Source organism: Luteimonas sp. BLCC-B24, from assembly GCF_028550595.1.
In the GTDB taxonomy this organism is placed as follows: Bacteria; Pseudomonadota; Gammaproteobacteria; order Xanthomonadales; family Xanthomonadaceae; genus Luteimonas.
Genome location: NZ_JAQQGN010000012.1, coordinates 23,987 through 50,460 on the forward strand (window position 1 = coordinate 23,987; position 26,474 = coordinate 50,460).

Annotated in this window: 22 protein-coding genes and 1 pseudogene; 14 read left to right on the top strand and 9 right to left on the bottom strand. The window is 68.2% G+C overall.

All coding sequences use genetic code 11. The features are described from left to right. Positions 1-106 precede the first annotated feature (106 nt). The 3 genes from aceF to lpdA are packed head-to-tail and all read left to right on the top strand — an operon-like array spanning position 107 to position 5,293. Positions 107-1,825 (top strand): dihydrolipoyllysine-residue acetyltransferase, encoded by a 1,719-nt coding sequence (gene aceF / locus PQS31_RS16640; RefSeq protein WP_272763966.1) that lies wholly within the window; start codon positions 107-109, stop codon positions 1,823-1,825. A 13-nt stretch (positions 1,826-1,838) separates the two neighbouring features. Beyond that, the gene (locus PQS31_RS16645; RefSeq protein ID WP_272763967.1) at positions 1,839-3,461 is read left to right on the top strand and encodes a bifunctional GNAT family N-acetyltransferase/carbon-nitrogen hydrolase family protein; all 1,623 of its coding nucleotides are present in this window, start codon (positions 1,839-1,841) and stop codon (positions 3,459-3,461) included. After that, positions 3,461-5,293, top strand: a complete 1,833-nt coding sequence (gene lpdA, locus PQS31_RS16650) for a dihydrolipoyl dehydrogenase (protein WP_272763968.1) — start codon at positions 3,461-3,463, stop codon at positions 5,291-5,293. The genes PQS31_RS16645 and lpdA overlap by 1 nt, the downstream gene beginning before the upstream one ends. A gap of 110 nt (positions 5,294-5,403) precedes the next feature. Here lpdA and PQS31_RS16655 read toward each other — a convergent pair whose 3' ends face one another. Then, a complete protein-coding gene (locus tag PQS31_RS16655; RefSeq protein ID WP_272763969.1) occupies positions 5,404-6,324 on the bottom strand; it encodes a hypothetical protein in 921 nt (306 codons plus the stop codon). 432 nt (positions 6,325-6,756) lie between these two features. Here PQS31_RS16655 and PQS31_RS16660 point away from each other — a divergent pair, with 432 nt between their 5' ends. The 9 genes from PQS31_RS16660 to PQS31_RS16700 all read left to right on the top strand — a co-directional run bounded on the left by PQS31_RS16660 (position 6,757) and on the right by PQS31_RS16700 (position 14,150). After that, positions 6,757-7,137 (top strand): hypothetical protein, encoded by a 381-nt coding sequence (locus tag PQS31_RS16660; protein WP_272763970.1) that lies wholly within the window; start codon positions 6,757-6,759, stop codon positions 7,135-7,137. Positions 7,138-7,156: 19 nt separating this feature from the next. Beyond that, on the top strand, positions 7,157-7,954 hold the full coding sequence (gene atpB, locus PQS31_RS16665; protein WP_272763971.1) for a F0F1 ATP synthase subunit A: 798 nt from the start codon (positions 7,157-7,159) through the stop codon (positions 7,952-7,954). Positions 7,955-8,033: 79 nt separating this feature from the next. After that, on the top strand, positions 8,034-8,324 hold the full coding sequence (atpE, locus tag PQS31_RS16670; RefSeq protein WP_096210450.1) for a F0F1 ATP synthase subunit C: 291 nt from the start codon (positions 8,034-8,036) through the stop codon (positions 8,322-8,324). Between the two features lie 110 nt (positions 8,325-8,434). After that, positions 8,435-8,905, top strand: coding sequence for a F0F1 ATP synthase subunit B (locus PQS31_RS16675; RefSeq protein ID WP_272763972.1), 471 nt, complete (start codon positions 8,435-8,437; stop codon positions 8,903-8,905). A 5-nt stretch (positions 8,906-8,910) separates the two neighbouring features. Beyond that, complete coding sequence (locus PQS31_RS16680) at positions 8,911-9,438, top strand: F0F1 ATP synthase subunit delta (protein WP_272763973.1); 528 nt, start codon at positions 8,911-8,913, stop codon at positions 9,436-9,438. Between the two features lie 52 nt (positions 9,439-9,490). Next, positions 9,491-11,041, top strand: a complete 1,551-nt coding sequence (gene atpA, locus PQS31_RS16685; protein ID WP_272763974.1) for a F0F1 ATP synthase subunit alpha — start codon at positions 9,491-9,493, stop codon at positions 11,039-11,041. A 120-nt stretch (positions 11,042-11,161) separates the two neighbouring features. After that, positions 11,162-12,022, top strand: a complete 861-nt coding sequence (atpG, locus tag PQS31_RS16690) for a F0F1 ATP synthase subunit gamma (protein ID WP_272763975.1) — start codon at positions 11,162-11,164, stop codon at positions 12,020-12,022. A 130-nt stretch (positions 12,023-12,152) separates the two neighbouring features. Next, positions 12,153-13,574 (top strand): F0F1 ATP synthase subunit beta, encoded by a 1,422-nt coding sequence (atpD, locus tag PQS31_RS16695; RefSeq protein ID WP_272763976.1) that lies wholly within the window; start codon positions 12,153-12,155, stop codon positions 13,572-13,574. A 150-nt stretch (positions 13,575-13,724) separates the two neighbouring features. Continuing rightward, a complete protein-coding gene (locus tag PQS31_RS16700) occupies positions 13,725-14,150 on the top strand; it encodes a F0F1 ATP synthase subunit epsilon (RefSeq protein WP_272763977.1) in 426 nt (141 codons plus the stop codon). A gap of 265 nt (positions 14,151-14,415) precedes the next feature. On the opposite strand, the gene PQS31_RS16705 is transcribed toward PQS31_RS16700, so the two are convergent. Beyond that, entirely contained in the window at positions 14,416-14,832 is a 417-nt protein-coding gene (locus tag PQS31_RS16705; protein WP_272763978.1) for a GtrA family protein, read from the bottom strand. An 88-nt stretch (positions 14,833-14,920) separates the two neighbouring features. On the opposite strand from PQS31_RS16705, the gene glmU reads away from it, so the two are divergent. Beyond that, on the top strand, positions 14,921-16,285 hold the full coding sequence (gene glmU, locus PQS31_RS16710) for a bifunctional UDP-N-acetylglucosamine diphosphorylase/glucosamine-1-phosphate N-acetyltransferase GlmU (protein ID WP_272763979.1): 1,365 nt from the start codon (positions 14,921-14,923) through the stop codon (positions 16,283-16,285). A 3-nt stretch (positions 16,286-16,288) separates the two neighbouring features. On the opposite strand, the pseudogene PQS31_RS16715 reads toward glmU, so the two are convergent. From PQS31_RS16715 to PQS31_RS16745, 7 genes and pseudogenes are all read right to left on the bottom strand, one after another. Next, positions 16,289-17,680: pseudogene (locus PQS31_RS16715) on the bottom strand (PAS domain-containing sensor histidine kinase); the annotation flags it as partial. Beyond that, positions 17,605-18,945, bottom strand: a complete 1,341-nt coding sequence (locus PQS31_RS16720) for a sigma-54 dependent transcriptional regulator (protein WP_272763980.1) — start codon at positions 18,943-18,945, stop codon at positions 17,605-17,607. The gene PQS31_RS16720 and the pseudogene PQS31_RS16715, both read right to left, overlap by 76 nt. 91 nt (positions 18,946-19,036) lie before the next feature. Continuing rightward, the gene (locus PQS31_RS16725; protein WP_272763981.1) at positions 19,037-20,269 is read right to left on the bottom strand and encodes an FtsX-like permease family protein; all 1,233 of its coding nucleotides are present in this window, start codon (positions 20,267-20,269) and stop codon (positions 19,037-19,039) included. A gap of 54 nt (positions 20,270-20,323) precedes the next feature. Continuing rightward, positions 20,324-21,622 carry an ABC transporter permease gene (locus PQS31_RS16730; RefSeq protein ID WP_272763982.1) on the bottom strand — a complete coding sequence of 433 codons (1,299 nt, stop codon included), beginning with the start codon at positions 21,620-21,622 and terminating at the stop codon, positions 20,324-20,326. A gap of 10 nt (positions 21,623-21,632) precedes the next feature. Then, on the bottom strand, positions 21,633-22,355 hold the full coding sequence (locus tag PQS31_RS16735) for an ABC transporter ATP-binding protein (RefSeq protein ID WP_272763983.1): 723 nt from the start codon (positions 22,353-22,355) through the stop codon (positions 21,633-21,635). A gap of 46 nt (positions 22,356-22,401) precedes the next feature. Continuing rightward, positions 22,402-22,596 (bottom strand): hypothetical protein, encoded by a 195-nt coding sequence (locus tag PQS31_RS16740; RefSeq protein WP_272763984.1) that lies wholly within the window; start codon positions 22,594-22,596, stop codon positions 22,402-22,404. A gap of 2 nt (positions 22,597-22,598) precedes the next feature. Then, positions 22,599-23,912, bottom strand: coding sequence for an efflux RND transporter periplasmic adaptor subunit (locus PQS31_RS16745; RefSeq protein ID WP_272763985.1), 1,314 nt, complete (start codon positions 23,910-23,912; stop codon positions 22,599-22,601). 376 nt (positions 23,913-24,288) lie between these two features. Between PQS31_RS16745 and glmS the strand changes: the two genes are divergently transcribed. Next, positions 24,289-26,121 carry a glutamine--fructose-6-phosphate transaminase (isomerizing) gene (gene glmS, locus PQS31_RS16750; protein ID WP_272763986.1) on the top strand — a complete coding sequence of 611 codons (1,833 nt, stop codon included), beginning with the start codon at positions 24,289-24,291 and terminating at the stop codon, positions 26,119-26,121. Positions 26,122-26,474: the final 353 nt, after the last annotated feature.

A 26,474-nucleotide genomic window follows, 5' to 3' on the forward strand; every position in this document is an offset into this window, starting at 1 on the left:
CGCGGCACGACGCCGATGACACCGGGCGCCCCATACGCCGCTCGACAGTTGGCGCGGGGGGAGGCTGGGGCCACAATAGCGGGTCACGACCTGCCCGGAGGGCCGCATGGCCGACCTGAAAGAAGCGCGCGTTCCCGACATTGGCGGGTATGACGATGTCCCGGTGATCGAAGTGCTCGTCGCCGTCGGCGATACCGTCGAGGCCGATCAGGGTCTGGTGACGCTGGAATCCGACAAGGCCACGATGGAAGTGCCGGCGCCATTCGCGGGCGTGATCAAGGAACTCAAGGTCAAGGTGGGCGACACCCTGTCCGAAGGCGGCGTGGTCGCGATCATCGAAGCCGGCGGCGGCGACGCCGCCCGGACCGAGACGCCGGCGAAGGCCGAGATGCCCGCACAGGCCGAGACGCCGAAGGCCGCCGCGCCTGCCGCCCCCGCTGCCCCGGCCGAGGCGCCGAAGCCGTCGTCCGAGGGTGGCGGCGCGCAGGAATCGAAGGTCCCCGACATCGGCGGCTACGACGACGTGCCGGTGATCGAGGTGCTGGTCGCGGTCGGTGACACCGTGGAGAAGGACCAGGGCCTGATCACGCTGGAATCGGACAAGGCGACGATGGAAGTGCCGGCTGCGGTCGCCGGTGTCATCAAGGAGCTGAAGGTCAAGGTCGGCGACACCCTGTCCGAAGGCGCCGTGGTCGCGATCATCGAAGCCGCGGGCGGTGGCGCCGCGGCCGAGGACACCGCGCCGGCCGCGCCGGCCAAGCCGAAGGACGACACGGCTGTCGAACCGGTCGCACCGCAGGCCAAGGCCGATCCGATCGCGCAGGCATCGATCGAGCACCGTCCGGCCGGCGCCGGCAATCCGCCGGTGCGGTTCGACGCCGATGCGATCCTGCCCGACAAGGTGCCCTACGCCAGCCCCGCCGTGCGCCTGTTCGCGCGCGAGCTCGGTGTCGACCTGCTGCAGCTCAGGGGCAGTGCCAAGGGCGGCCGCATCGTCCGCGAGGACGTCCAGGCCTACGTCAAGAACGCGCTGCAGAGCGGGGGCGGCAAGGCGGCATCCGGCGCGACGGCATCCACGGGCGGCGGCCTCAACCTGCTGCCGTGGCCGAAGGTCGATTTCGCCAAGTTCGGCGAGGTCGAGGTCCAGGAACTCGGCCGCATCCAGAAGATCTCGGCCGCGAACCTCGCGCGCAACTGGGCGATGATCCCGCACGTCACCCAGCACGACGATGCCGACATCACCGACCTCGAAGCGCTGCGCGTGCAGCTCAACAAGGAAAACGAGAAGGCCGGCATCAAGCTGACCATGCTCGCGTTCCTGATCAAGGCCTCGGTCGCGGTGCTCAAACAGTACCCGCGCTTCAACAGCTCGCTCGACGCGTCCGGTGAAAACCTGACGCTCAAGAAGTACTTCCACATCGGCTTCGCCGCCGACACGCCCAACGGCCTGGTGGTCCCGGTGATCCGCGACGCCGACAAGAAGGGTGTGCTGGAGATCTCGCAGGAGATGTCCGCGCTGGCGAAGAAGGCGCGCGACGGCAAGCTCGGCCCGGCCGACATGCAGGGCGGCTGCTTCTCGATCAGTTCGCTCGGCGGCATCGGCGGCACCAGCTTCACGCCGATCGTCAATGCACCGGAAGTCGCGATCCTCGGCGTGTCGAAGTCGGCGATGAAGCCGGTCTGGGACGGCAAGGCCTTCCAGCCGCGCCTGACCCTGCCGCTGTCGCTGTCCTACGACCATCGCGTCATCGACGGCGCCGCGGCGGCGCGCTTCACCGCGACGTTGGCCCAGCTGCTCGGCGACATGCGCCGGGTGCTGCTGTAAGCGGCCGGACGGCGTGAGCGAGCAAGCGCCCACGCGCGAGCGGGCGCGGCTGACGCTGCGTCATGCCGGCATCGCCGACATCCCGGCGATCGTCGCCCTCAGCGAGCGGGTCTACGGGCCCGACAGCGGGTACACGGCCGAGATGCTCACCGGGCAGATCGCGCAGTTTCCGCAGGGTGTGTTCGTCGCGTTCTACGACGATGTCGCCGTCGGCTACTGCGCGACCTTCCGCATCGACGAGCGCACGGCCATGGCGCCGCACCGCTGGCTGGAGATTTCCGGCGGCGGTTACGCCTCACGCCATCTGTCGACCGGCGACTGGCTCTACGGCATGGAGGTCTGCGTCGACCCGGCGCACCGCGGCCTGCGCATCGGCCGACGCCTGTACGAACTGCGCAAGCGGCTGTGCCAGGACCTCGGCCTGAAGGGCATCGTCTTCGGTGGACGGCTGCCGGGCTACGGCCGGCGTGCGAAGGCGTTCGGCAACGACGTCAACGCCTACGTCGAGGCCGTCTGCGCCGGGCGCCTGCGTGACCGCGCGCTGAGTTTCCAGCTCCGCAACGGTTTCGAACTCGTCGGTGTGCTGCCGGGCTACCTGCCCAGCGACACCGAGTCGCGCGGCAATGCCGCGCACCTGGTCTGGCGCAATCCGAAGATCGACGCGCGCGCCGACGCGCGGCCGTCTGCGCGCCCGCTGCCCGAGTCGGTGCGCGTGGCGACCGTGCAGTACCAGCAGCGCCGTGTCGCCTCGTTCGAGGAATTCGCCACCCAGATCGAATACTTCGTCGACATCGCGGCCGACTACCGCGCCGATTTCGTGGTGTTCCCCGAGCTGTTCACGCTGCAGCTGCTGTCGGTGGAGAACAGGCCGCTGTCGCCGGTCGACTCGCTGCTCGCACTGACCGGCTACACCGAGCGCTTCGCCCAGCTGCTGTGCGAACTGGCGGTGCGCCACAACATCAACATCATCGGCGGCTCGCATCCCACGCGCACCGGCGATGATGAAGACGGCAAGGTGCGCAACATCTGCTACGTCGCGCTGCGCGACGGCTCGCTGCACACCCGCGACAAGCTGCATCCCACGCCCAACGAGCGCACCTGGTGGGGCATCGGCGGCGGCGACAGCGCGCAGGCGATCATGACCGACTGCGGGCCGATCGGGGTCATGATCTGCTACGACAGCGAGTTCCCCGAACTCGGCCGGCACCTCGTCGACCAGGGCGCGATGATCCTGTTCGTGCCGTTCTGCACCGACACCCGCGAGGGCTATCTGCGCGTGCGCTACTGCTCGCAGGCGCGCGCGGTCGAGAACCAGTGCTACGTCGTGCTGTCGGGCAACGTGGGCAACCTGCCCGGCGTCAACAACTTCGACATCCAGTATGCGCAGAGCTGCATCCTGACGCCCTGCGATTTCCCGTTCGCGCGCGACGGCATCGCCGCCGACACCACGCCGAACGTCGAGCAGGTGGCCTTTGCCGACCTGCGCCTCAACGATCTGACCGTGGCCCGCAACGACGGCACGGTGCAGAACCTCAACGACCGCCGCCATGACCTGTACGCGCTGACCTGGGCCCGTCGCCCGGCGTCGCGGGCGACGCGGTCCGAACCCAAGCAACAGAGCCCGGAGAACCCGTGATGGCCAAGACCTTCGAAGTGACAGTCCCCGACATCGGCGGCTACGACGACGTGCCGGTGATCGAGGTGCTGGTCGCGGTCGGCGATACCGTCGCCAAGGACCAGGGCCTGGTCACGCTGGAATCGGACAAGGCGACGATGGAAGTGCCGTCGACGGCCGCCGGTGTGATCAGGGCGCTGAAGGTCAAGGTCGGCGACACGCTGTCGGAAGGCGGCGTGGTGGCGGTGATCGAGGCCGAAGGAGAAGGCGGGAGCGATGCGCCTGCCGCCGCTACCACGGCCCCCGCACCCGGCAAGAAGGACGCGGCACCGGCGAACAACGGCGCTACGCCCGGCAGCAACCCCCCGGTCGCGCGTTCGCACGCCGCACCCGCCGAGCCCGAAGCGGTCAAGGCCGCGCCCTCGACCGGCCGCCAGGCCGATGTCGAGTGCCGCATCGTCGTGCTGGGCTCCGGCCCCGGCGGGTATACGGCCGCGTTCCGCGCCGCCGATCTCGGTCTCGATACCGTGCTGATCGAGCGTTACGCCACGCTCGGCGGCGTCTGTCTCAACGTGGGCTGCATTCCGTCGAAGGCGCTGCTGCACGCGGCCGAGGTCATCGACCAGGCCAGCCACGCCAGTGATTACGGCGTCGACTTCGGCGCGCCGACGATCGATCTGGACAAGCTGCGCAGCTACAAGGACAAAGTCGTCGGCCAGCTGACCAAGGGCCTGGCCGGCATGGCCAAGCAGCGCAAGGTGCGCGTGGTCACCGGCGAAGGCCTGTTCGTGTCGCCGCACGAGATCGAAGTCACCGGCAGCGACGGCAAGACCCAGCTCGTGCGCTTCGAGCAGTGCATCATCGCCGCCGGTTCGCAGGCGCTGAAGCTGCCCGGCTTCCCTTGGGACGACCCGCGTGTCATGGACTCGACCGACGCGCTGCAGCTTGCCGAAACACCGAAGAAGCTGCTCGTCGTCGGCGGCGGCATCATCGGCCTGGAAATGGCGACGGTGTACCACGCGCTGGGCTCGGAAGTGACCGTCGTCGAACTCGCCGACCAGCTGATGCCCGGCGCCGACAAGGACCTGGTCAAGCCGCTCGCCGATCGCCTGAAGAAGCAGGGCGTGGCCACGCATCTGAAGACCAAGGTTGTCGAGGCGAAGGCCGCGAAGGCCGGCATCGAGGTCACCTTCGACGGCGAGAGCATTCCCGATACGAAGACGTTCGACCGCGTGCTGGTCGCCGTGGGCCGCACGCCCAACGGCGGCAAGATCGCCGCGGGCAATGCCGGCGTGCGTGTCTCCGAGCGCGGCTTCATCGCCGTCGATGCGCAGATGCGCACCAATGTGCCGCACATCTTCGCCATCGGTGATCTGGTCGGCCAGCCGATGCTCGCGCACAAGGCCACGCACGAGGGCAAGCTCGCGGCCGAAGTCGCCGCCGGCGAGAAGAAGGAATGGGTGGCGCGGGTGATTCCGTCGGTCGCGTATACCGATCCGGAAATCGCGTGGGTGGGCATCACCGAGACCGAGGCCAAGGCCAAGGGTCTGAAGGTCGGCGTGGGCAAGTTCCCGTGGGCGGCCAGCGGGCGCGCGATCGGCATCGGCCGCACCGAGGGCTTCACCAAGCTGATCTTCGACGAGGCCACTCACCGCATCGTCGGTGCCGGCATCGTCGGCGTGCATGCGGGCGATCTGATCGCCGAGGCCGCACTGGCGATCGAAATGGGCGCCGAGGTCGCCGACATCGGCCACACCATCCATCCGCATCCCACGCTGAGCGAATCGGTGGCGATGGCGGCGGAGGTGTTCGACGGCACGATCACCGACCTCTACATTCCGAAGAAGAAGTAAGCCGGCGGCGCCTCGTCGCCAGCCGAAAAAAAGCCCCGGCATGCCGGGGCTTTTTCGTCGGATCCGTTCGTGTGGCCCATGTGCCCGGCCGGGCGCGTGGGCCTGCAGGATCAGAAGCGGAACGTCACGCCGGCCATCGGGCCATGGACCTTCAGGTCGCCGGTGACCTTGCCCGAATACGGGAACGGGCCCGCGTCGACGCCGGTCGGCGCGCGCGCGGTGCCGCGATACTCGTCCGAGAGCTTCAGGCGGAACCAGTCGTAACCGGCGTGGATGCCGACGCGATCACTCACCATGTACTCGACCAGCAGGCCGCCGCGTTCGAAATGGCCGCGCTCGTCGAGGAAATCGCCCCAGCGGGTGTCGAGGTACTGGCCTTCGAGGCTGACGGTCCAGCGGTCCGCCGGAATCCAGCTCAGGCGCGTGTGCAGGCCGGGCGAGAAGCCGTCGCGTTGCCAGCTCGCGTTCTCGAACTGCGGATCGACGAGATCGGTGCCGGTCGAGACGCCGTTGGCGTTGGCTTCCAGCTTGGCGTAGGTCACGCCGAGGCCGAGGCCCCACTCGAAGTTCTCGTTCTTGACCACGGCGTACTCGTAGTTGAGGTTCGCCAGGCGGAACGACAGGCGGCCATCGATGCGCGCGCCCGGCACTTCGATCGGGTCGCCGCCCGGGATGATCGTCCCGGTGTCGAGCACGTTGCCGCCGTACTCCCAGGTTTCGTCGCGCTGGTAATCGTAGAAATTGCCGACCAGGGCCTGGCGTTCGCTGATCCGGAAGCCGACCGCGCCGCGCGGACGCCATTCGCGGCCCGTGTCGAAGTCCTCGCTGAAACCGAAGGTGGCGTCGTCGGTGCCGTCGGTGACCACGCCATTGCCGGAGAAGCCCAGTTCGGCTTCGGGGTTGAACGCGCTCAGGCGCAGGACGAACCGGTCGTCGCGGTTCTGGGCCTGGGCGGGCATGGCGACGACGGCCAGGGCGAGGGCGGCCGGCAGAGCGGCGAGGGACAGGCTGCGAAGGGGGAGGTGCGGCATCGTGGGCGCCAATAGGTGGGGAACGGGCGGCAATGGTCGGCAAGTTAGGGTCTTGTCGACGTGAAGCGACAGTTCTGCAAACCATCGCGCCGGGCGGGCGTCTTCGCCGGCTCCGGCCCCAAACGACGCGCAAAAAGAAGCCCTGGCGGCGGGCCAGGGCTTCGGGTGGCGATCTGCGTACGGAACCGACGAGGAAAGTGCGGCAGATCGGGCACGTCAGGTACGACCACGCCGATACCGGCAAGTTCCGCGGTCTGCACGAAAAAATAATGAATGCGTGCGCAGCCGCGGAGTGCGTGCCCGAATGCGGCCGTGCGGACCGCGGCAGGACCTCCGCCGGTTGTCCCGTCCGAGACAGCGCTGCTATACTTCTGCGGCTCGACGGGGCCGTTTCCACGCTCCGGCGGCTCCTCCAAGTCCCGGGAATCTGATGTGTTGACGTCCGTCGCTGCAGGTCGGCGGCTGGCACAGCGCGCAATCGCCTGGCAGGCGGTCGCGATCGCGGTGACGGCGCTGGCGTTCCTTGCGAAAGGCGCGACCTGGTCACTGGCCGCCGTGCTCGGTGGTGCGGCCATCGCGGTCGGCGGATGGGTGTCGAGCCTGGTTGCGCTTGGGGGCGGCGTCAATCCTTCGGCAAGCGCGCTGGCGCGCCTGCTCGCGGGCGTGGCACTGAAGTGGGTCGTCGTGGTGGGTGTGCTGCTGCTGGGTGTGGGAACCGCGGGTCTTCCGCCGGTGCCGATGCTCGCCGGCGTCATCGTCGCACTCGTTGCACAGTTGATCGCGATGGCCTCCGGCCACGCGCAGAATCGTTAACAGGCAGGATTCCAGAGCTATGGCGGCTGACGCGGACCTCACCCCAACCAGCTACATCCAGCACCACCTGCAGAACCTCACCGTGTCGACGGGCGAGGGCGGCTTCTGGACCCTGCATCTGGACACGCTGATCACCGCGCTGGTCATGGGCGGTCTGATGGTCTTCATGTTCTGGCTGGCCACGCGCAAGGCCACCGCCGGCGTGCCGGGCAAGTGGCAGGCGTTCGTCGAGATCTGCCTGGAGTTCGTCGACAAGCAGGCCCGCGACACCTATCACGGGACCAGCAAGCTGGTGACGCCGATCGCGATCACCCTGTTCTTCTGGATCCTGCTGATGAATCTGCTGAAGATGATTCCGGCGGATTTCATCGCCAGGCCGCTCGAGTTGATGGGCGTGGGCTACTGGAAGCCGGTGCCGACCGCGGACGTCAACGCCACCCTCGGTCTGTCGGTCAGCGTGTTCTTCCTGACCGTGTTCTTCGCGCTGCGCGCCAAGGGCCTCGGCGGTCTGTCCAAGGAATTCCTGTTCGCGCCGTTCGGCAAGTGGATGGTGCCGTTCAATCTGATCCTCAACATCGTCGAATGGCTGAGCAAGCCGATTTCGCTGGCGATGCGACTGTTCGGCAACATGTTCGGCGGCGAGATCGTCTTCCTGCTGATCTGGGTGCTCGGCGGCGCCGGCATCCTCGGCATGCTCGGTGGCGGCGTGCTCGGCCTGGGCTGGATGCTGTTCCACCTGCTGGTGATTCCGCTGCAGGCCTTCATTTTCATGATGCTGTCGATCGTCTACCTCAGCCTGGCCGAGGACGACCACTGACCGGCAGCCTCGCGTCACCGTCTTTCGTTCCACCCTTCCCGCTTCATCCTTAACACTGCAATCCGTTCCGGAGAAAACCATGGAAATCGCACTGACCTCGTTCGCCCAGATCCAGGCTTCGACCGTTCTCGCCATCGGCATCATGATCGGCCTGGCCGCGCTGGGCGCAGGTCTGGGTCTGGCCATCATGGCCGGCAAGTTCCTCGAGTCGGCTGCGCGCCAGCCGGAACTGATCCCGGTGCTGCAGGTCCGCATGTTCATCACCGCCGGTCTGATCGACGCCGCGTTCATCATCTCGGTCGCGGTCGGCCTGCTGTTCGCGTTCGCCTCGCCGTTCGTCGGCCCGGTGGCCGCGCAGATCGTCGGCTGATCCAAGCCCGCCGGAGTACGGTGCGGTCGGCCTTTCGGGCGCGACCGCATCGCGGATGACAGGGGGCATGTCCGCATGCCCGACCCTTCACGACAGGCAGTCCCACGACCATGAGCCTCAATCTCACCCTGCTAGCCCAGGCCCTGGCCTTCGCCGCGCTGATCTGGATCATCGCGACCAAGATCTGGCCGCCGCTGCTCAACGCCATCGAAGAGCGCCAGAAGAAGATCGCCGAAGGTCTGGCCGCCGCCGACAACAGCCAGCGTGCGCTGGCCCAGGCGCAGGAAACCGCCAACGAGGAACTCAAGGCCGCGCGTGCGAAGGCCAACGAGATCATCGAGCAGGCCCACCAGCGCGCCAACCAGCTCGTCGAGGCCGCCAAGGCCGAGGCGGTGACCGAAGGCCTGCGCCAGAAGGCGCTGTTCGACGCCGAACTCCAGGCCTCCGCCACGCGGGCCCGCGAGGACCTGCGTCGCCAGGTCTCGCTGCTGGCCGTCACCGGCGCCGAGCGTCTGCTCAAGCGCGAGATCGATGCCGACGCCCACAAGGCGCTGCTCGACGAACTCGCCGCGGAGATCTGAGCCCGATGAGCCAGGCCATGACGATCGCCCGCCCGTATGCCCGTGCCGCGTTCGCGATCGCGCGCGACGACGGCCAGTTCGCGGCCTGGTCCGACGCGCTGGCATTCGCCGCGCGCGTCGCCGCCGATCCGAAGGCGGCCGCGTTGCTCGGCCACCCCGCGCTGTCGCATGACGACGCGGTGGCGCTGGTCGCGCCCGAAGCCGCCGGCGAGAAGCTGTCCGGCTTTCTCGCGCTGCTGGCGGAAAACGGCCGTCTCGCGGCACTGCCCGAAATCGCCGGCCTCTACGAAGAGCTCCGCGCCGAAGCCGAGCACGTCGTGCTGGCCAAGGTGACGTCGGCCTCGGCACTGCCCGAAGCCGAGGTCGAGCAGATCCGCGCCGCGCTCAAGCGCCGGTTCGGTCGCGAGGTCCAGGTGGAAACCGCGGTCGACGAGCGCCTGATCGGCGGCGCGGTGATCGCGGCCGGTGACGTGGTGATCGACGGCTCGCTCAAGGGCAAGCTGGCGCGCCTGCAGACCGCTCTGACGCACTGACACGATTTTCAATTGCAACGTCGGCGGCGACGCCGGCTCAAGGGAACCCCCGATGGCTACCACGCAACTCAATCCTTCCGAGATCAGCGAGCTGATCAAGACCCGTATCGAGAAGGTCAAGCTGTCCGCCGAATCGCGCAACGAAGGCACCGTGACCTCGGTCGCCGACGGCATCGTGCGCATCCACGGCATCGCCGACGTGATGCAGGGCGAAATGATCGAGCTGCCGAACAACACGTTCGCGCTGGCCCTGAACCTCGAGCGCGACTCGGTCGGCGCCGTGGTGCTGGGCGACTACGAAGGTCTGCGCGAAGGCGACGTGGCCAAGACCACCGGCCGCATCCTCGAAGTGCCGGTCGGTCCGGAACTGCTGGGCCGCGTGGTCAACGCGCTCGGCGAGCCGATCGACGGCAAGGGCCCGATCGACGCCAAGCTGACCGCGCCGGTGGAGCGCGTCGCGCCGGGCGTGATCTGGCGCAAGTCGGTCGACCAGCCGGTGCAGACCGGCTACAAGTCGGTCGACGCGATGATTCCGATCGGCCGCGGCCAGCGCGAGCTGGTCATCGGTGACCGTCAGACCGGCAAGACCGCGCTGGCGATCGACACCGTGATCAACCAGAAGTCGACCGGCATCAAGTGCGTCTACGTGGCGATCGGCCAGAAGGCCTCGACCGTCGCCAACATCGTGCGCAAGCTCGAAGAGAACGGCGCGCTGGCGCACACGGTCGTCGTCGCCGCCACCGCGTCCGAGTCGGCCGCGATGCAGTACATCAGCGCCTACTCCGGCTGCACCATGGGCGAGTACTTCATGGACCGCGGCCAGGACGCGCTGATCGTGTACGACGATCTGTCCAAGCAGGCCGTCGCCTACCGCCAGATCTCGCTGCTGCTCAAGCGCCCGCCGGGCCGCGAAGCCTATCCGGGCGACGTGTTCTACCTGCACTCGCGCCTGCTCGAGCGCGCCGCGCGCGTGTCGGCCGAGTACGTGGAGCAGTTCACCCAGGGTGAGGTCAAGGGCCAGACCGGTTCGCTGACCGCGCTGCCGATCATCGAGACCCAGGCGGGCGACGTCTCGGCGTTCGTGCCGACCAACGTGATCTCGATCACCGACGGCCAGATCTTCCTGGAAACCGACCTGTTCAACGCCGGCATCCGTCCGGCCGTGAACGCCGGTATCTCGGTGTCGCGCGTCGGTGGTTCGGCGCAGACCAAGATCATCAAGAAGCTCTCGGGCGGCATCCGCATCTCGCTGGCGCAGTACCGCGAGCTGGCGGCGTTCGCGCAGTTCGCGTCGGATCTCGACGAGGCCACCCGCAAGCAGCTCGAGCGCGGCCAGCGCGTGACCGAGCTGATGAAGCAGAAGCAGTACGCGCCGATGTCGGTCGCGCACCAGGCGCTGACGATCTACGCGGTCAACGAGGGTTACCTCGACGACGTGCCGGTCAACAAGCTGCTGGCGTTCGAAGCCGGTCTGCACGCGCACTTCGACAACACCGATGGCGCGCTGGTCGAGAAGATCAACGCCTCCGGTGCCTGGAACGACGAGATCGAAGCGGCGTTCAAGAAGGGCATCGGCGAGTTCAAGACCACGGGCTCTTACTGAGCCCGCGGGATTGGATATTCGGAATTCGGGATTAGGCACATCAGGGCTTCGTGACGGGACTGGATCGCTTTTGCGAATTCCCACTCCCCAGTCCCGAATCCCCGCGAGCGGAGCGAGCTAATGGCCGGCGGCAGAGAAATCAAGACCAAGATCAAGAGCGTGCAGAACACCCGCAAGGTGACGCGTGCGCTGGAGATGGTGTCGGCGTCGAAGATCCGCAAAGCGCAGGACCGCATGAAGGCCTCGCGGCCCTATGCGACCGCGATGAAGCAGCTGATCGGGCACCTCGCGCAGGCGAATTCGGAGTTCCAGCATCCCTACCTCGTCGAGCGTGAGGTCAAGCGGGTCGGCTACATCGTCGCCTCGTCGGATCGCGGCCTGGCCGGCGGCCTGAACAACAACCTGTTCCGCAAGCTGCTCGGCGAGATCCGCGCGTGGCAGGAGAAGGGCGTGCAGGTGGACGTGGTCACGATCGGCCAGAAGGCGACGGTGTTCTTCCGCCGGCTCAAGGTCGACATGCTCGCCAGCGTCACGCATATCGGCGACACGCCGGAAGTCGAACAGCTGGTCGGCATCATCAAGGTGATGCTCGACGGTTACAGCGACGGCCGCCTCGACCGCGTGTTCCTGGCCTACAACCACTTCGTCAACACGATGACCCAGAAGGGCAGCTTCGACCAGCTGCTGCCGCTGCCGGCCGCCGAGACCAAGGTGGTCAAGCACGACTGGGATTACATCTACGAGCCGGACGCCGAATCGGTGCTCGCGCACGTGCTCACGCGCTACATCGAATCGCTGGTCTACCAGGCGGTGATGGAGAACGTGGCGTCCGAGCACGCTGCGCGCATGGTCGCCATGAAGGCCGCGAGCGACAACGCGACCAAGCTGATCGACACGCTGAACCTGGTCTACAACAAGGCCCGGCAGGCGGCGATCACCCAGGAAATTTCCGAGATCGTGGGCGGCGCTGCGGCGGTCTGACGACCGCCGAGGCATTGGGAATTCGGGATTCGGGATTCGAGCAGGCAGCAGAATGCGCTCTTCCCAATCCCAGGATCCCGAATCCCCATTCCCGACACCAGATTCAACAGACATCAGTGGAGTTACCCAAATGAGTCAGGGCAAGATCGTTCAGATCATCGGCGCGGTCGTCGACATCGAGTTCCCGCGCACCGAAGTGCCGAAGGTGTACGACGCGCTGACGGTCGAGGGCACCGCCGTCACGCTGGAAGTGCAGCAGCAGCTCGGCGACGGCATCGTGCGCGCGATCGCGCTCGGCTCCACCGACGGCCTCAAGCGCAACCTGGTGGCCACCAACACCGGCCGCGGCATCGCCGTGCCGGTCGGCGCGGGCACGCTCGGCCGCATCATGGACGTGCTGGGTTCGCCGATCGACGAGGCCGGCGACATCGACGCCGCGACCACGTGGGAAATCCACCGCGACGCGCCGAGCTTCGACGAGCAGGCCTCGGCCACCGAACTGCTCGAGACCGGCATCAAGGTCATCGACCTGATGTGCCCGTTCGCCAAGGGCGGCAAGGTCGGCCTGTTCGGCGGCGCCGGCGTCGGCAAGACCGTCAACATGATGGAACTGATCAACAACATCGCCAAGGCGCACAGCGGCCTGTCGGTGTTCGCCGGCGTGGGTGAGCGCACCCGCGAGGGCAACGACTTCTATCACGAGATGATCGAGTCGGGCGTCGTCAACGTCGACAATCCGAAGGAGTCGAAGGTGGCGATGGTTTACGGCCAGATGAACGAGCCGCCGGGCAACCGCCTGCGTGTCGCGCTGACCGGTCTGACGATGGCCGAATACTTCCGCGACGAGAAGGACGAGAACGGCAAGGGCCGCGACGTGCTGTTCTTCGTCGACAACATCTACCGCTACACGCTGGCCGGTACCGAGGTTTCGGCACTGCTCGGCCGCATGCCGTCGGCGGTGGGTTACCAGCCCACGCTCGCCGAGGAAATGGGCGTGCTGCAGGAGCGCATCACCTCGACCAAGACCGGTTCGATCACCTCGATCCAGGCCGTCTACGTGCCCGCCGACGACTACACCGACCCGTCGCCGGCCACGACCTTCGCCCACCTCGACTCCACTGTTGCCCTGTCGCGCAGCATCGCCTCGCTGGGCATCTACCCGGCCGTCGATCCGCTCGACTCGACCTCGCGCATGATGGACCCCAACGTCATCGGCACCGAGCACTACGAGACCGCGCGCCGCGTGCAGGCCACGCTGCAGAAGTACAAGGAGCTCAAGGACATCATCGCGATCCTGGGCATGGACGAGCTGTCGGAAGAGGACAAGCAGGCCGTGTCGCGCGCGCGCAAGATCGAGCGCTTCTTCTCGCAGCCGTTCCACGTGGCCGAAGTCTTCACTGGCTCGCCGGGCAAGTACGTCTCGCTGAAGGACACGATCCGCGGCTTCAAGGGCATCGTCGACGGCGAGTACGACCACCTGCCCGAGCAGGCGTTCTACATGGTCGGCACCATCGACGAGGCCGTCGAGAAGGCCAAGAAGATCGCTGCTTAAGCAGCGATTTTTCGGGATTCGTAATTCGGAATTAGGGATTCGGAAAGACGGGTGTGCGGAGGCGGTGAGGTTGCGGATGCGCAGGCGGTTGTTCCAGCGAATCCCGAAATCCCCAATCCCGAATCCCGTTTCCGAGCGAAGCGAGGAAACATGACCACCACCATCCGTTGCGACATCGTCAGCGCCGAAGCCGAGATCTTCCACGGTGAGGCGACCATGGTCGTGGCCACCGGCGAGCTCGGCGAGCTCGGCATCGCGCCGCGCCACGCGCCGCTGATCACGCGTCTGAAGCCGGGCAAGGTCGTCGTCACCCAGCCCAACGGCGAAGTGCTCGACTTCGCGATCGGCGGCGGCATCCTCGAGGTGCAGCCGCAGGTGGTGACGATTCTCGCCGACACCGCGATCCGCGCCGACGACATCGACGAGGCCGCGGTCAAGGCGGCCAAGGACGAGGCCGAGCGCATCCTGGCCGGTCGCGGGGAAGCGATGGACGTCGCCGAGGCGCAGCAGAAGCTGGCCGAGGCCGTCGTGCAGCTCCAGGCGCTGGAGCGCCTGCGCAAGAACCTGAAGCACTGAGCAGGCGGCGCCGCCCGCACATGCAGGTTCGACGACCCCGCTCCGGCGGGGTTGTCGCGTTATGGGCCGCGCGTTCGCGGTCTGCAGGCGCGCCTCACGTGGGCGGCGTCGGCGCGACGTGCCGGGTGACGGCGGCCGCAGTCCGCGGCGCGGAATGCCAACGCCTCCAGGCGCGATGCGACGCGATCGGGCATTGTCCCGGCGCTCAGCGCGGCGGGCGCCGCGTCCGTCCGGGTTCGAACACACGGGCGGACACGCGAACGGCTCAGCGCTTGTAGATCCAGTAACGCGACAGCACGAAGCCGACGATTCCCAGTGCCACTTCGACCGCCGGCTTCGCCAGCCACACCCAGCGCAGCCCCAGCACATCGTCGATCTGGGTCAGCGCCCAGGTGCTGAGCAACGTGGTGCCGACCCACATCGTCATGAAGCGCTGGAACTGGGGCGCACCCACGGCGGTACGATCGCTCGCGAACGTCCATTTCCCGTTGAGCCAGTATCCGAGCAGCGCCCCGGTGATGCGTCCCATGACGTTGGCCGGTGCGACCGGCAACCCGATATGCGTCAGGCTCACCACGACGCCCCAGTCCAGCAGCCACTGCAGCAGACCGACGATGAGATAGTCGCGGCCTTGACGGCCGAGACGCGGGCCAGGCCGGCGGGCGTGCGAAGGGCGGCGCAAATGCGGCATCGGCTGCAGTCGGATGGGAGAGGGCGCATCCTAATGCGCGCGCCGTTAGAATTTCCTGCATTCCGTCCCGGCCGCTCCCATGACCGCACCCCTGCACGTCGTCATCCTCGCCGCGGGCGAGGGCAAGCGCATGAAGTCCAAGCGGCCGAAGGTGCTGCAGCGCATCGCCGGTCGTCCGATGCTGTGGCACGTCGTCGAAGCCGCGCGCGCACTGGCGCCGGCGGGCATCCACGTGGTGCACGGCCATGGCGGCGACCAGGTGCGTGCGGCCTTCGAGGATCAGGCCGACATCGTCTGGGCCGAGCAGGCCGAGCAGCTCGGCACGGGCCATGCCGTGCGCCAGGCGATGCCCGAGGTGCCCGATGGCGCGCAGGTGCTGGTGCTCTACGGCGACGTGCCGCTGCTGCAAGCCGAGACGCTGCGTCGTCTGGTCGCCGTCGAGGGGCGGCTGGCCGTGCTCGCGGCCGAACTCGAAGATCCCACCGGCTACGGCCGCATCGTGCGCGATTCGGAAGGCCACGTCGGCGCGATCGTCGAACACAAGGACGCGACCGGCGAGCAGCGGCGCATCACGCTCGTCAACACCGGCATCATCGCCGCCGAGGCGACCGCGCTGAAGCGCTGGCTCGGCAGCCTGTCGGCGGAGAATGCGCAGGGCGAGTACTACCTGACCGATGTCTTCGCGATGGCCGCCGGCGAGTACAGCGCGGCCGAGCTGGTGATGGTGGACGATCCGCTCGAAGCCGAGGGCGCCAACGATCCCTGGCAGCTCGCGCAGCTCGAACGCGCCTGGCAGCTGCGCGCGGTGCGTGCGCTGTGCGCGGCCGGCGCGCGCGTCGCCGATCCGGCACGGGTCGACATCCGCGGCGAGGTCACGGTGGGGACCGATGTCGAGATCGACGTCGACGTCGTCTTCGAAGGGCGCGTGGAACTGGGCAACGGGGTGCGCGTCGGCCCGTTCTGCCGGCTCAGGGACGTCGTGCTGGGCGCGGGCACCGAGATCCGTGCGCATTGCGACCTCGACGGCGTGCGCGCCGAAGGGGCGGTGACCATCGGGCCGTTCGCGCGGTTGCGCCCCGGCACCGTGCTCGCCGACGGCGTGCACATCGGCAATTTCGTCGAAACCAAGAACACGGTGATCGGCGTCGGCAGCAAGGCCAACCACCTCACGTATCTGGGGGACGCCGAGATCGGCGCCGGCAGCAACATCGGCGCGGGCACGATCACCTGCAACTACGACGGCGTGAACAAGGCGAAGACCGTGATCGGCGACCGCGCCTTCATCGGTTCGAACGCCGCGCTCGTGGCACCGGTGCGCATCGGGGACGACGCGACCACCGCCGCCGGTTCGGTGATCGTCAGCGACGTGCCCGACGGCAAGCTGGCGGTCGCGCGCGGCCGGCAGTCGATCGTCGAAGGCTGGACCCGTCCGAAGAAGCGCTGAGCGTCAGTCCGCGGGCAACACCAGCGACACGCACAGGCCGCCATCGATGCGGTTCGACAGCGCGATCCGGCCGCCGTGCGCTTCCGCGATCTCCCGCGCCAGCGCCAGGCCCAGGCCCGTGCCGTTGCGTTTGGTGGAATAGAACGGCAGCAGCGCGTTGGCGAGCACGGCCTCGCTCATGCCCGCCCCGCGGTCGAGCACGTCGAGGCGCCAGCCTTCGGTCGTGCGGCGCAGGGCCATCGTGACCTGCGCCTCGGCGACGCCCGATTCGTGCGCGTTGCGCAGCAGGTTCAACAGCGCCTGTTCCACCTGTCCGGCATCGAAACGGGCCGTGGCGTCGGGGTCGAGCCTGCCCTCGAACGCGAACGGAATCTGCGTGCGCAAGCGGTCGAGGAACGGCGCGAAGCGCACCGGATCCCGGCGCGGGGCCGGCAGCTTCGCGAAGCGCGCATAGCCGCGGATGAAGCCTTCGAGATGGCGCGCGCGCTCCTCGATCGTGCTCAGCGCGTCGGGCAGGCGCTCGAGCTGGCCGCGGCGCAGCAGTTCGGCGCCCGAGTGGGCCAGCGATGCGATGGGCGCGAGCGAATTGTTGAGCTCGTGGCTGATCACCCGGATCACCTTCTTCCAGGTCTGCACTTCCTGGCGCCGCAGCTCGGTGGTCATCTCGCGCAGCAGCACGAGTTCATGACGCCGGCCGTTGAGGCGGAAATGCCGGCGCGACAGGTGGTACACCGCCTCGGCATCCGATTCGCCGACGGTGAACAGGCCGTCGCCGCCTCGCGCAAAGGCGTCGGCCATCGACGGCGGCGCATCCACGAGCAATGCGGTGAAGGCGGCGCCCTCGAGCCGGCGTCCGCCGCCGAGCGCGCGGCGTGCAGCGAGGTTGGCGTGGACCACCCGGTCAACGGGGTCGATCAGCAGCATCGCGACCGGCGTGTTCTGCACCATCGTGTCGAGCAGCAACTCGCGCTGCACCAGCGACTGGCGCTGCTGACGCAGCGTCTCGCCGAGCGCGTTGTGCGCCTCGACCAACTCGCGCAGCGCGCCCCGTCCCGACCACGCCAGACTGAAGCCGTACTCGCCGTCGCGGTAACTGGCGACGGTGCCGGCGAGTGCACGGAACAGCGCATGCGCGGGCATCAGCGCCCAGCGCACGGCGCCGTACGCGAGCGGGGCCAGCACGAGCAGCGCGAGCGCGAGGGCCGCCCAGGATGGCACCCAGCGCGACAACAGCAGGGTGAGCCCGGTCGCGCCTGCGGCGTGAAGCAGCACGATCGCCACGAGCCAGCCCGCCAGAGGAATGCGATAGCCCGCCATCGTCAGTCGCGGCGGATGCCGAGCCGGTCGAGACGCCGGTACAGCGCCTGCCGGGACAGCCCGAGATCGCTGGCCGCCTGCGCGAGCACGCCGCCCGCGCGCGACAGGGCGGCTTCGATTTCGACGCGATCGGGTTCGTGCATGTCCTGTTCGACGACGGCCGCGGGCGGCGCCGGCAGTGCGAGGTCGCCGGCCTCGATCGCGGCGCCACGCGCCAGCAGCTCCGCGCGCTGGATCACGTTGCGCAGCTCGCGCACATTGCCGGGCCATGCGTGGCGCAGCAGGGCGCGTTCGGCCGCCTCGGACAGCGGCGTGCGCCCGCTGAGGAAATGCCGTGCGAGCGGCAGAATGTCGCGCGGCCGCGCGCCGAGCGGCGCCAGGCGCAGCTCGATGCCGTTGAGCCGGTAATACAGGTCTTCTCGGAACCGGCCGTCGGCGATCATCGCGGTCAGGTCGGCATTGGTCGCGCTCAGCACGCGCACCGACACGCTGCGTTCGCGATGGGCGCCGAGGCGCGCGAAGCGCCCGGTCTCGAGCACGCGCAGCAGCTTGACCTGGCCCGACGGCGGCAGCGTGCCGATCTCGTCCAGGAACAGCGTACCGCCGTCGGCCGCCTCGAAGCGTCCCTCGCGGGCACGTGTCGCGCCGGTGTACGCGCCCGCTTCCGCACCGAACAGCTCGGCCTCGACCAGCTCGTTCGGCAGCGCGCCGCAGTTCACGGCGACGAACGGCCCGTCGCGCACCGCGGAGTTGGCATGCAGGATCTCGGCGTACTTCTCCTTGCCGCTGCCGTTGGGCCCGGTGATCAGCACCGGCAACGACGAGGCGGCGACCTGCAGCGCCAGCGAAAGCGTGGTTTCGCTCGCCGGGTCATCCCAGACCAGCCCGCGCAGATCGCGGCCGTCGACCAGTGCATCGCGGCGGCGGCGATCGCCGCGGGTGCGCGCGTCCAGCTCGCGTCGCGTCGAGGACAGTTCCAGCAGCGTGTTCACCGTCGCCAGCAGCTTGCCGTCGTCCCAGGGCTTGCCGAGGTAGTCGGCGGCGCCGGCGCGGATCAGGTCGACGGCCGATTCGAGATGCGTCCACGCGGTCAACAGGATCACCGGCAGATCGGGATCGAAGCGGCGGATCTCGTGGAACAGCGCAATGCCTTCCTCGCCGGACGTGGTGTCGGTATGGAAGTTCATGTCCTGCACGACCAGATCGACATCGCCCGCGCGCAGGCGCGCCAGACCGGCGTCGGGCGTGGCGGCGTACGCGGTGGCGATGTCGTGCAGCGAGAACAGCAGCTCCAGTGCGGTGGCCACGGTGGGGTTGTCGTCGATGACGAGGATCGTGGGCATCGGGCGCGGCTGTCCGGAACGTCGGGGCGTGAACGAAAAAGGCATGGTCGTCGCCGGCCGCGATGGACGCAACCGGCGCGACGGAGAGGCATCAGCCGCCGCGGGTCGCGACCGCCGGCGGCACCAGTGCGGCGCGACGCGCGGGCCAGTACACGGCGAACTGGCCGAGCAGCCACAGCGCGACCGCGCCGATCGGCAGGTACACGAGCGGCAGCCGGCCCAGCTCGTAGCGCGACATCAGCACATGGTTGAGCGAATAGGCCGCCAGCATGCCGAGCGCGATGCCGATCGTGGCCAGCAGGAAGTTCTCGACCTGGAAGTAGCGCAGGATCTGGCCGCGGGTCGCCCCCAGGGCGCGACGGATGCCGATCTGTCGCGTCCGCTGCTGCACCCAGAAACTCGCGAGGCCGACGATGCCCAGCGCGGTGATGATCAGCAGGGCCACGCAGACGATGCCCAGCAGCCAGGCCATCGAGCGCTGCGGCTGGTAGAACTCGGCGCGCAGTGCCTCGAACGTCTTGGTGGCGTCCTCGAGGATCACCCGACGGGGGCCGTTGGTCTGCAGCGCGGCGACCGCCGCTTCGAGCACCTCCTGACGGCGGTCCGGCGTGGTGCGGATCACGTAGTTCCCGCCGAGGTCGTAGTTGGCGACGAGCGGGAAGATCATCGTCAGCTCGCGCGCCGTGGGGCCGCCCTGGTTGCCCGGACGCACCAGATGCTCGACCACGCCGACCACCCGGGTCGGCGCGTCACCGAACACGTAGATCGTCTTGCCCAGCGGATCCTCGCCCGGGAACAGACGCTCGGCCATGACCCGGGTGATCAGCACCGACGGAATGACGGCGGCGTCGCCTGCAGCGTTGACCGCCTCGAACGTCATGTATTCGTCGGGCAGGAAGCCGCGTCCGGCCACGAGCGTCAGCCCGAAGGTCTCGACGAACTGTTCGTCGGCCATGTAGTTCGACGCGTTCAGCGTGGGCTGCTCCTGGCCGGGACGCAGATTGACGCTGCTGTTCCAGGACGAATTGACGAACGGCACCTGGTTCACCGACGTGGCCGCGGTGACGCCCGGCAGTCCGCGCAGCACGGCCAGGTCGGATCGGGTCTGGGCCTCGGCGTTCGCATCGCCGCCCACGGGCACGATCTGGATACGCACCAGTTCGTCTTCGGCGATGCCACTGACCTCGTTCACCTGCTGGAGGCGGTCGCCGATCATGAACATCGCATTGCAGATGATCGCGCAGGTCAGTGCGAGCTGCAGCACGATCAGCGTGGCCGCGGTCTTGTGGCGGAGCAGCGTGGAGAGGATGGGACGGATTTCCATGGCGGGTCTCGGTCGGCATCGACGCCGCGCGTGCGCGGCGGATGGGGAAGGGGGCTACTGGGTCTTGAGCTGGATGGCCGGTGTGATCTGCATGGCCCGCCATGCGGGCAGGACACCGGCGAGCAGACTGGCGGTCACTGCCAGCGCGAACGTCGTCAGCAGCATCGGCACGTCCAGATGGGCGAGCGATGCATAGCTGGCCGGTTGCTGGCGCACGGCCCAGAGACCGAGCAGCGACAGTCCCAGGCCCAGCACGCCCCCGGCCAGGCCGATCATTCCGGCCTCGACCAGGCACTGCTGGAAGATGTCGCGGCGGGAGGCGCCGAGCGCGCGGCGCACGCCGATCTCGCCGCTGCGGCGCAGAAACTTGGCCAGCAGCAGGCCGACCGTGTTGAGCAGGCAGACCAGCAGGAAGCCGAAGCCGAGCCACAGCTGCATCACCACGTCGCGGGGCACCACGCGGTTGTAGGTCAACCACGCCATGACGTCGCTCAACCGGGTGTTGGGCGCGCGCTCGAAACGGCCTGCCGCCTTCTGCTGCGCCGAATAGGCGTCGAGGTAGGCCTTGAAGTCCGCCGCCTGTGCGGGCGATTCCAGCTCCACCCAGTACTGGATCCACACGCAGGGCGCATTGAGGCCGGTGTCGTCGGCGGTCGTGTTCCAGCAGCTCATGTTGCCGCTTCGCCCCATCGACAGGGCACGCGAGGTCGAGAAGGGCAGGAAGATGTCCTCGCCGTCACCGAAGGTCTGGCTGTACATGTCCCAGAAGCGTGGGGTCGGACGCCAGGCATCGAGTACACCGGCCACGCGGAACTCGTTGCCGCCGAGCATCAGGCTGCGGCCGACGCTGTTCTCGCCGCCGAACACGCGTTCGTTGAGCGACCGGCTGATCACGGCCACGCGCGCGCTGCCGGCATCGTCTTCAACGCTCCACCCGGCGCCGTACTGGAAGGGGGCCGCGAACATCGCGAAGAAGTCACGGCTGGTGTAGCGCGCCGGTGCGAAGAACGGCGGCAGGTCGGTCCGCTCCGGCGTCACCGATACCGAGCCGCTGGTCATCATCGCCTGGCGCAGGCCTTTCGCTTCGCCCAGCAATGTTTCCGCGTCGAAGCGCGTGAGCTGGGTTTCGGGATCCTCGCCGGGCTGCGCGCCGCGGGCACTGCGCGGATCCAGTTGCACGTAGAACAGGCGATCGCTCTTGTCGGGAATCGGATCCCCCGACAGCACGCGGAAGACGGTGAGCGTGGTCATGCATGCCCCGATGCCAAGCGCGATCGCCAGTACCATCAATGCGGTCAGGACACGGCTGTTGCGGAAGCTGCGCAGTGCGAGCTGGAGGTAGTAGCCGAACATGCCGCTCTCCTCAGGCCTCGGCGGGAACGTGATGCGCCGCGGCGGCGGGGCGCGCGGCGTGCAGGGGCTGCACGTCGGTCGCCATGCCGTCGACGATGTGCACGTTGCGGTGCGCCCGTGCGGCCAGTTCCGGATCGTGCGTGACCATGACGATGGTGGTGCCGCGGGCGTTGATGTCCTCCAGCAGCTCCAGCACGCTGCGCGCCATCTGCGAGTCGAGATTGCCGGTGGGTTCGTCGGCCAGAAGCAGGCGCGGGCTGCCGGCGATCGCGCGGGCGATCGCCACGCGCTGTTGCTGGCCGCCGGAGAGTTCCGCCGGATAGTGCTTCATGCGCGAGCCCAGGCCGACCAGCGACAGCGACTCCTCGATGCGCAGCTTGCGGTCGGCGGCGGCCATGCCGCGATAGCGCAGCGGCACGTCGACGTTGTCGAACAGATTGAGGTCGGGAATCAGGTTGAAGCCCTGGAAGATGAAGCCGATCTTCTCGTTGCGCAGTTTCGAGCGTGCGTCGTCGCCGAGGCCGCGGACCTCGACGCCGTCGATGCGGTATTCGCCGCCGGTGAAGGTTTCCAGCAGCCCGGCGATGTTGAGAAAGGTGGTCTTGCCGGAACCGGACGGGCCGGTGACGGCGACGAACTCACCTTCCGCCACGTGCAGGTCGAGCGACCGCAGCGCGTGGGTTTCGACGAGTTCGGTGCGGTAGACCTTGGCGACCTGGCGCATGTCGAGCATGGGAAATGTCCTGGAAAGAAGCGTGGAAGGGAACGGCGCGCCGCGGTCAGCGGACGCGGAAGAGCGTCGGCAGGCCCCGGTCCAGCGGGCGCCGTGCCCGGCGCAGTGCGCCGGGCTCCCGCAGGCCGCTGGCGGCTGTCGGCGCGGTACCGACGCAGTCGAGCGACGACAGACGGCGTGGCATCGCATCGGCGAGTTCGTCGGCGGTGAAGGAGACGGGGAACGGGCGGTAGGTGTGCATGGTCAGAGTCCCGAGATGCGGACGCGCTCCGCGTTGTCGAACAGATCGGAACCGGCGATGACGATGCGATCGCCGGGCTGGAGGCCGTCCACGATTTCGACGGCGGACAGGCTGGTGGCGCCGGCGGTGATGGGCCGGCGGACGGCGGTGCTGCCGTCGAGGACATAGGCGGCGCGGCCGCCGTCCTGATCCACGAAGGGCCCGCGCGCGACCATCAGCACATCCTTGCGGGTATCCAGCAGGATGCGGGCGGTCAGGCGCTGGCTCTGGCGCAGGCCCGGTGGCTGGCTGCCCGCATCGAAGCGCAGACGCGCGACGACCTCGCCATTGACCACTTCCGGCGAAACCGCCGACACCTGCGCGGGATACGCCGTGCCCGCACTGCGCAACTCGGCGGGCATGCCGATCTCGAGATCACGCGCGAAACTCTCCGGCACCCGGATTTCGACCTCGAACACCGAGAGGTCGACGACCGAAAGCACCGGCGCATTGGCCGCGACGTTGCTGCTCTGCACGGCCTGGATCTGGCCGACGATCCCGTCGAAGGGCGCTCGCAGCGTCAGCGCATCGACCTGTCGGCGCATCTCCGCGACCACGCTGCGCTGGCGCTCGGCGACGAGCTGCTTGTTGCGCATGTCGAGCCCGGCGCCGCGCCCCTGGAGCCCGAGATCCTGCGTGGCCGACGCCACGCCGATCTCGGTTTTCTGCAGTGCGTCCTGCGCCCGCGCCAGATCGACCTGGGCGACCGCGCCGCCCTCGAACGCCCGCTGATAGCGCTGGAGATCGCGCTGCGCGGCGGTGCGGTCGATCTTCGCCTGGTCCAGTACCTTGCGTGCCTCGGCCTGGCGCAGCTGCGCATCGAGCGCGGCACGGCCGGCCTCGGCCTCGTAGCCGGCGAGCGTGGCTTCTTCCTGCGCAAGCTTGCTGCGCAGCTCGGGGCTGTCGATCTCGGCCAGCGCCTGGCCCTTCTCGACCCGATCGCCGGCGACCACCTTCAGGGTGAGCGTGCCGCCCGAGATCGCATACAGCGTGGGACTGTTGGCGGCGATCACCCGGCCCTCGGCCGCGATGTCGCGCACCAGGTCGCCCCGGGTGACATCGGCGAACCGCAGCCGCTGCGCATCGACCGAGCGCGCGCCCGAGGCCCAGCCGCTCATCAGCCATGCAAGCCCGGCAACCAGGATCGCGGCGATGCCGCCGCCCAGGATCCATGCGCGCCGCCGCGTGCCGCGCACGGCCCGGCGGACGGTGTCCTGGCCACTGGTGTCGCGGATGCCGGCCGGGCGGGAGGAGAAAACGGGTGGGGTGTCGGTCATGCGGGCGCTCTCGTGCTGTTGAAGTCTTCAAAGCAGATTGCGTGCCAAACTTAAATATCTGTTTTTCAAGATAAAAACTGGTGTGTCCGCGCGTCCGGGTGGTGTCCGGACGTCCGCCGCCGGACATCACCCCGCCCGTCATCGCGGCCGTCCGCCCTCGACCTGGCGCGCCATTCGCGCCATCCGCCACGCCTGCCACCAGACGGATCGGCGTTCGCTCGCGCCGGCGCTGCGCGGTGCGAGCGCAGCGTGTTTGGCCACGCGCTAACGCCCACCGGCGTGCATCGCCGTCGCGCGCTGAACGGCCCGGCGCACGTGACCGTCGCGGTCGGCGGCGCTCGGTAGAATGGCGGCCCCTATCTCAGGAGCAGGCCGCATGTGCGGAATCGTCGGCGCGATCGCAGGTCGCGATGTGGTCCCCGTCCTCGTCGAGGGCCTCAAGCGGCTGGAGTATCGCGGCTACGACTCGGCCGGCATCGCCGTCGTGGTCGGCGACGGTGTCCGCCGCGTCCGCCGCACCGGTCGCGTGGCCGAGATGGAAGCAGCGGCGATCGCGGACGGCCTGACCGCGGGCCTCGGCATCGGCCACACGCGCTGGGCAACGCACGGCGGCGTCACCGAAACCAATGCCCATCCGCACATCAGCCACGACAGCCTGGCCCTGGTGCACAACGGCATCATCGAAAACCACGAGGCGCAGCGCGAGCGGCTCATGCAGCTCGGATACGTGTTCGAATCGCAGACCGACACCGAAGTCATCGCCCACCTCATCCACCACCATCAGGGCCAGGGCCTCGATCTGCTGGCCGCGCTGCAGGCCGCGGTACGCGAACTCGAAGGCGCCTATGCCCTGGCCGTGATCGACAAGGCCGATCCCGACCGGATGGTGGTGGCGCGGATGGGCTGTCCGCTGCTGGTCGGCCTCGGCGAGGGCGAGAACTTCGTCGCCTCCGATGTGTCCGCCATCCTGCAGGCGACGCGCCGGGTGATCTTCCTGGAGGAAGGCGACACCGCCGTGCTGACCCGCGCGGCCGTCCAGATCTTCGACGCGGGCGGCGACAACGTCGCACGCGAGGAACATCTGTCCGACGTCTCACTCGCATCGCTGGAGCTCGGCCCCTACCGCCACTTCATGCAGAAGGAGATCCACGAGCAGCCGCGCGCACTCGCCGACACCATCGAGGCGATCATCGATGCGGCCGCGTTCGAGCCCACGCTGTTCGGCAAGAACGCAGCCGAGGTGCTCGGTGACATCGAGGGTGTGCAGATCCTCGCCTGCGGAACGAGCTTCTATGCCGGTTCGGTGGCGCGCTACTGGATCGAAGCCATCAGCGGGTTGCCGTGTTCGGTCGAGATCGCCAGCGAGTACCGCTACCGGACCGCCGTCGCCAATCCCCGGCATCTGGTCGTCACCATCTCCCAGTCCGGCGAAACGCTCGACACGATGGAGGCGCTCAAGTACGCCAAATCGCTCGGTCACACCCGCACGCTGTCGATCTGCAACGTCCCCGAGAGCGCGATCCCGCGCGCGAGCGGTCTGGTGTTCTACACCCGCGCCGGCGCCGAGATCGGCGTGGCGTCGACCAAGGCCTTCACAACCCAGCTCGTCGGTCTGTTCGCGCTCGCGGTCACGCTGGCCAAGCTCAACGGCCGTCTGACGTCCGAGCAGGAGGCGGCCTTCATCGAGGACCTGCGCCAGTTGCCGGGCAGCGTGCAGCATGCCCTCAATCTCGAACCGCAGATCACCTCCTGGGCCGAGAAGTTCACGCCCAAGCACCATGCACTGTTCCTCGGCCGCGGCGTGCACTATCCGATCGCCCTGGAAGGCGCGCTCAAGCTCAAGGAAATCTCGTATATCCACGCCGAGGCCTACCCGGCCGGCGAGCTCAAGCACGGTCCCCTGGCGCTGGTCGATGCGGATATGCCGGTCGTCGTGATCGCGCCCAAGGACGCCCTGCTCGAGAAGGTGAAGTCGAACATGCAGGAAGTCCGGGCGCGCGGCGGGGAACTGTTCGTGTTCACCGATGCCGACAGCAACTTCAGCGGATCGGAAGGTGTGCACGTGATCCGGACCCCGCGCCACGTCGGCGTCCTGAGTCCGATCGTCCACACGATCCCGGTCCAGCTGCTCGCGTACCACACCGCGCTCGCGCGCGGGACGGATGTCGACAAGCCGCGGAATCTGGCCAAGTCGGTCACGGTCGAATAGTCCTGTCGGACGGATTGCCCCTGAACGCGAGAACGGGCTCCGCGGGGGCCAAGCGATTTTTTTGTGACAACCACTTTGCAAACCCGTTCGATCTATGCATAATTCGCGCCCCGCTTGACGGGCTGCACTTCGGCGCAGCGGTCTGGCGGGGACGAGTTGGAAAGCACGCTTCACACGGTGTTGACAGACTCGAAAGCCGCGGTAAGATGTGCGGCTCGCTTCAACGAAAAGCCCTTCGGGCCGAACGCTGAAGCCGGCAGAACTCTCCCCCTCACAGGGTGTTGACGAAAGCCAAAACCGCGCTAGAATGGGCGGCTCGCTTCGGAGGAAACGACGAAGCATCGGGAAGCAGG

What these genes read in the sequence shown, in the direction of transcription:
- aceF (WP_272763966.1), top strand. Translation starts at nt 107, where the DNA reads ATGGCCGACCTGAAAGAAGCGCGCGTTCCCGACATTGGCGGGTATGAC.
- lpdA (WP_272763968.1), top strand. Translation starts at nt 3,461, where the DNA reads ATGGCCAAGACCTTCGAAGTGACAGTCCCCGACATCGGCGGCTACGAC.
- PQS31_RS16655 (WP_272763969.1), bottom strand. Translation starts at nt 6,324, where the DNA reads ATGCCGCACCTCCCCCTTCGCAGCCTGTCCCTCGCCGCTCTGCCGGCC.
- atpB (WP_272763971.1), top strand. Translation starts at nt 7,157, where the DNA reads ATGGCGGCTGACGCGGACCTCACCCCAACCAGCTACATCCAGCACCAC.
- atpE (WP_096210450.1), top strand. Translation starts at nt 8,034, where the DNA reads ATGGAAATCGCACTGACCTCGTTCGCCCAGATCCAGGCTTCGACCGTT.
- PQS31_RS16675 (WP_272763972.1), top strand. Translation starts at nt 8,435, where the DNA reads ATGAGCCTCAATCTCACCCTGCTAGCCCAGGCCCTGGCCTTCGCCGCG.
- PQS31_RS16680 (WP_272763973.1), top strand. Translation starts at nt 8,911, where the DNA reads ATGAGCCAGGCCATGACGATCGCCCGCCCGTATGCCCGTGCCGCGTTC.
- atpA (WP_272763974.1), top strand. Translation starts at nt 9,491, where the DNA reads ATGGCTACCACGCAACTCAATCCTTCCGAGATCAGCGAGCTGATCAAG.
- atpG (WP_272763975.1), top strand. Translation starts at nt 11,162, where the DNA reads ATGGCCGGCGGCAGAGAAATCAAGACCAAGATCAAGAGCGTGCAGAAC.
- atpD (WP_272763976.1), top strand. Translation starts at nt 12,153, where the DNA reads ATGAGTCAGGGCAAGATCGTTCAGATCATCGGCGCGGTCGTCGACATC.
- PQS31_RS16700 (WP_272763977.1), top strand. Translation starts at nt 13,725, where the DNA reads ATGACCACCACCATCCGTTGCGACATCGTCAGCGCCGAAGCCGAGATC.
- glmU (WP_272763979.1), top strand. Translation starts at nt 14,921, where the DNA reads ATGACCGCACCCCTGCACGTCGTCATCCTCGCCGCGGGCGAGGGCAAG.
- PQS31_RS16720 (WP_272763980.1), bottom strand. Translation starts at nt 18,945, where the DNA reads ATGCCCACGATCCTCGTCATCGACGACAACCCCACCGTGGCCACCGCA.
- PQS31_RS16725 (WP_272763981.1), bottom strand. Translation starts at nt 20,269, where the DNA reads ATGGAAATCCGTCCCATCCTCTCCACGCTGCTCCGCCACAAGACCGCG.
- PQS31_RS16730 (WP_272763982.1), bottom strand. Translation starts at nt 21,622, where the DNA reads ATGTTCGGCTACTACCTCCAGCTCGCACTGCGCAGCTTCCGCAACAGC.
- PQS31_RS16735 (WP_272763983.1), bottom strand. Translation starts at nt 22,355, where the DNA reads ATGCTCGACATGCGCCAGGTCGCCAAGGTCTACCGCACCGAACTCGTC.
- PQS31_RS16740 (WP_272763984.1), bottom strand. Translation starts at nt 22,596, where the DNA reads ATGCACACCTACCGCCCGTTCCCCGTCTCCTTCACCGCCGACGAACTC.
- PQS31_RS16745 (WP_272763985.1), bottom strand. Translation starts at nt 23,912, where the DNA reads ATGACCGACACCCCACCCGTTTTCTCCTCCCGCCCGGCCGGCATCCGC.
- glmS (WP_272763986.1), top strand. Translation starts at nt 24,289, where the DNA reads ATGTGCGGAATCGTCGGCGCGATCGCAGGTCGCGATGTGGTCCCCGTC.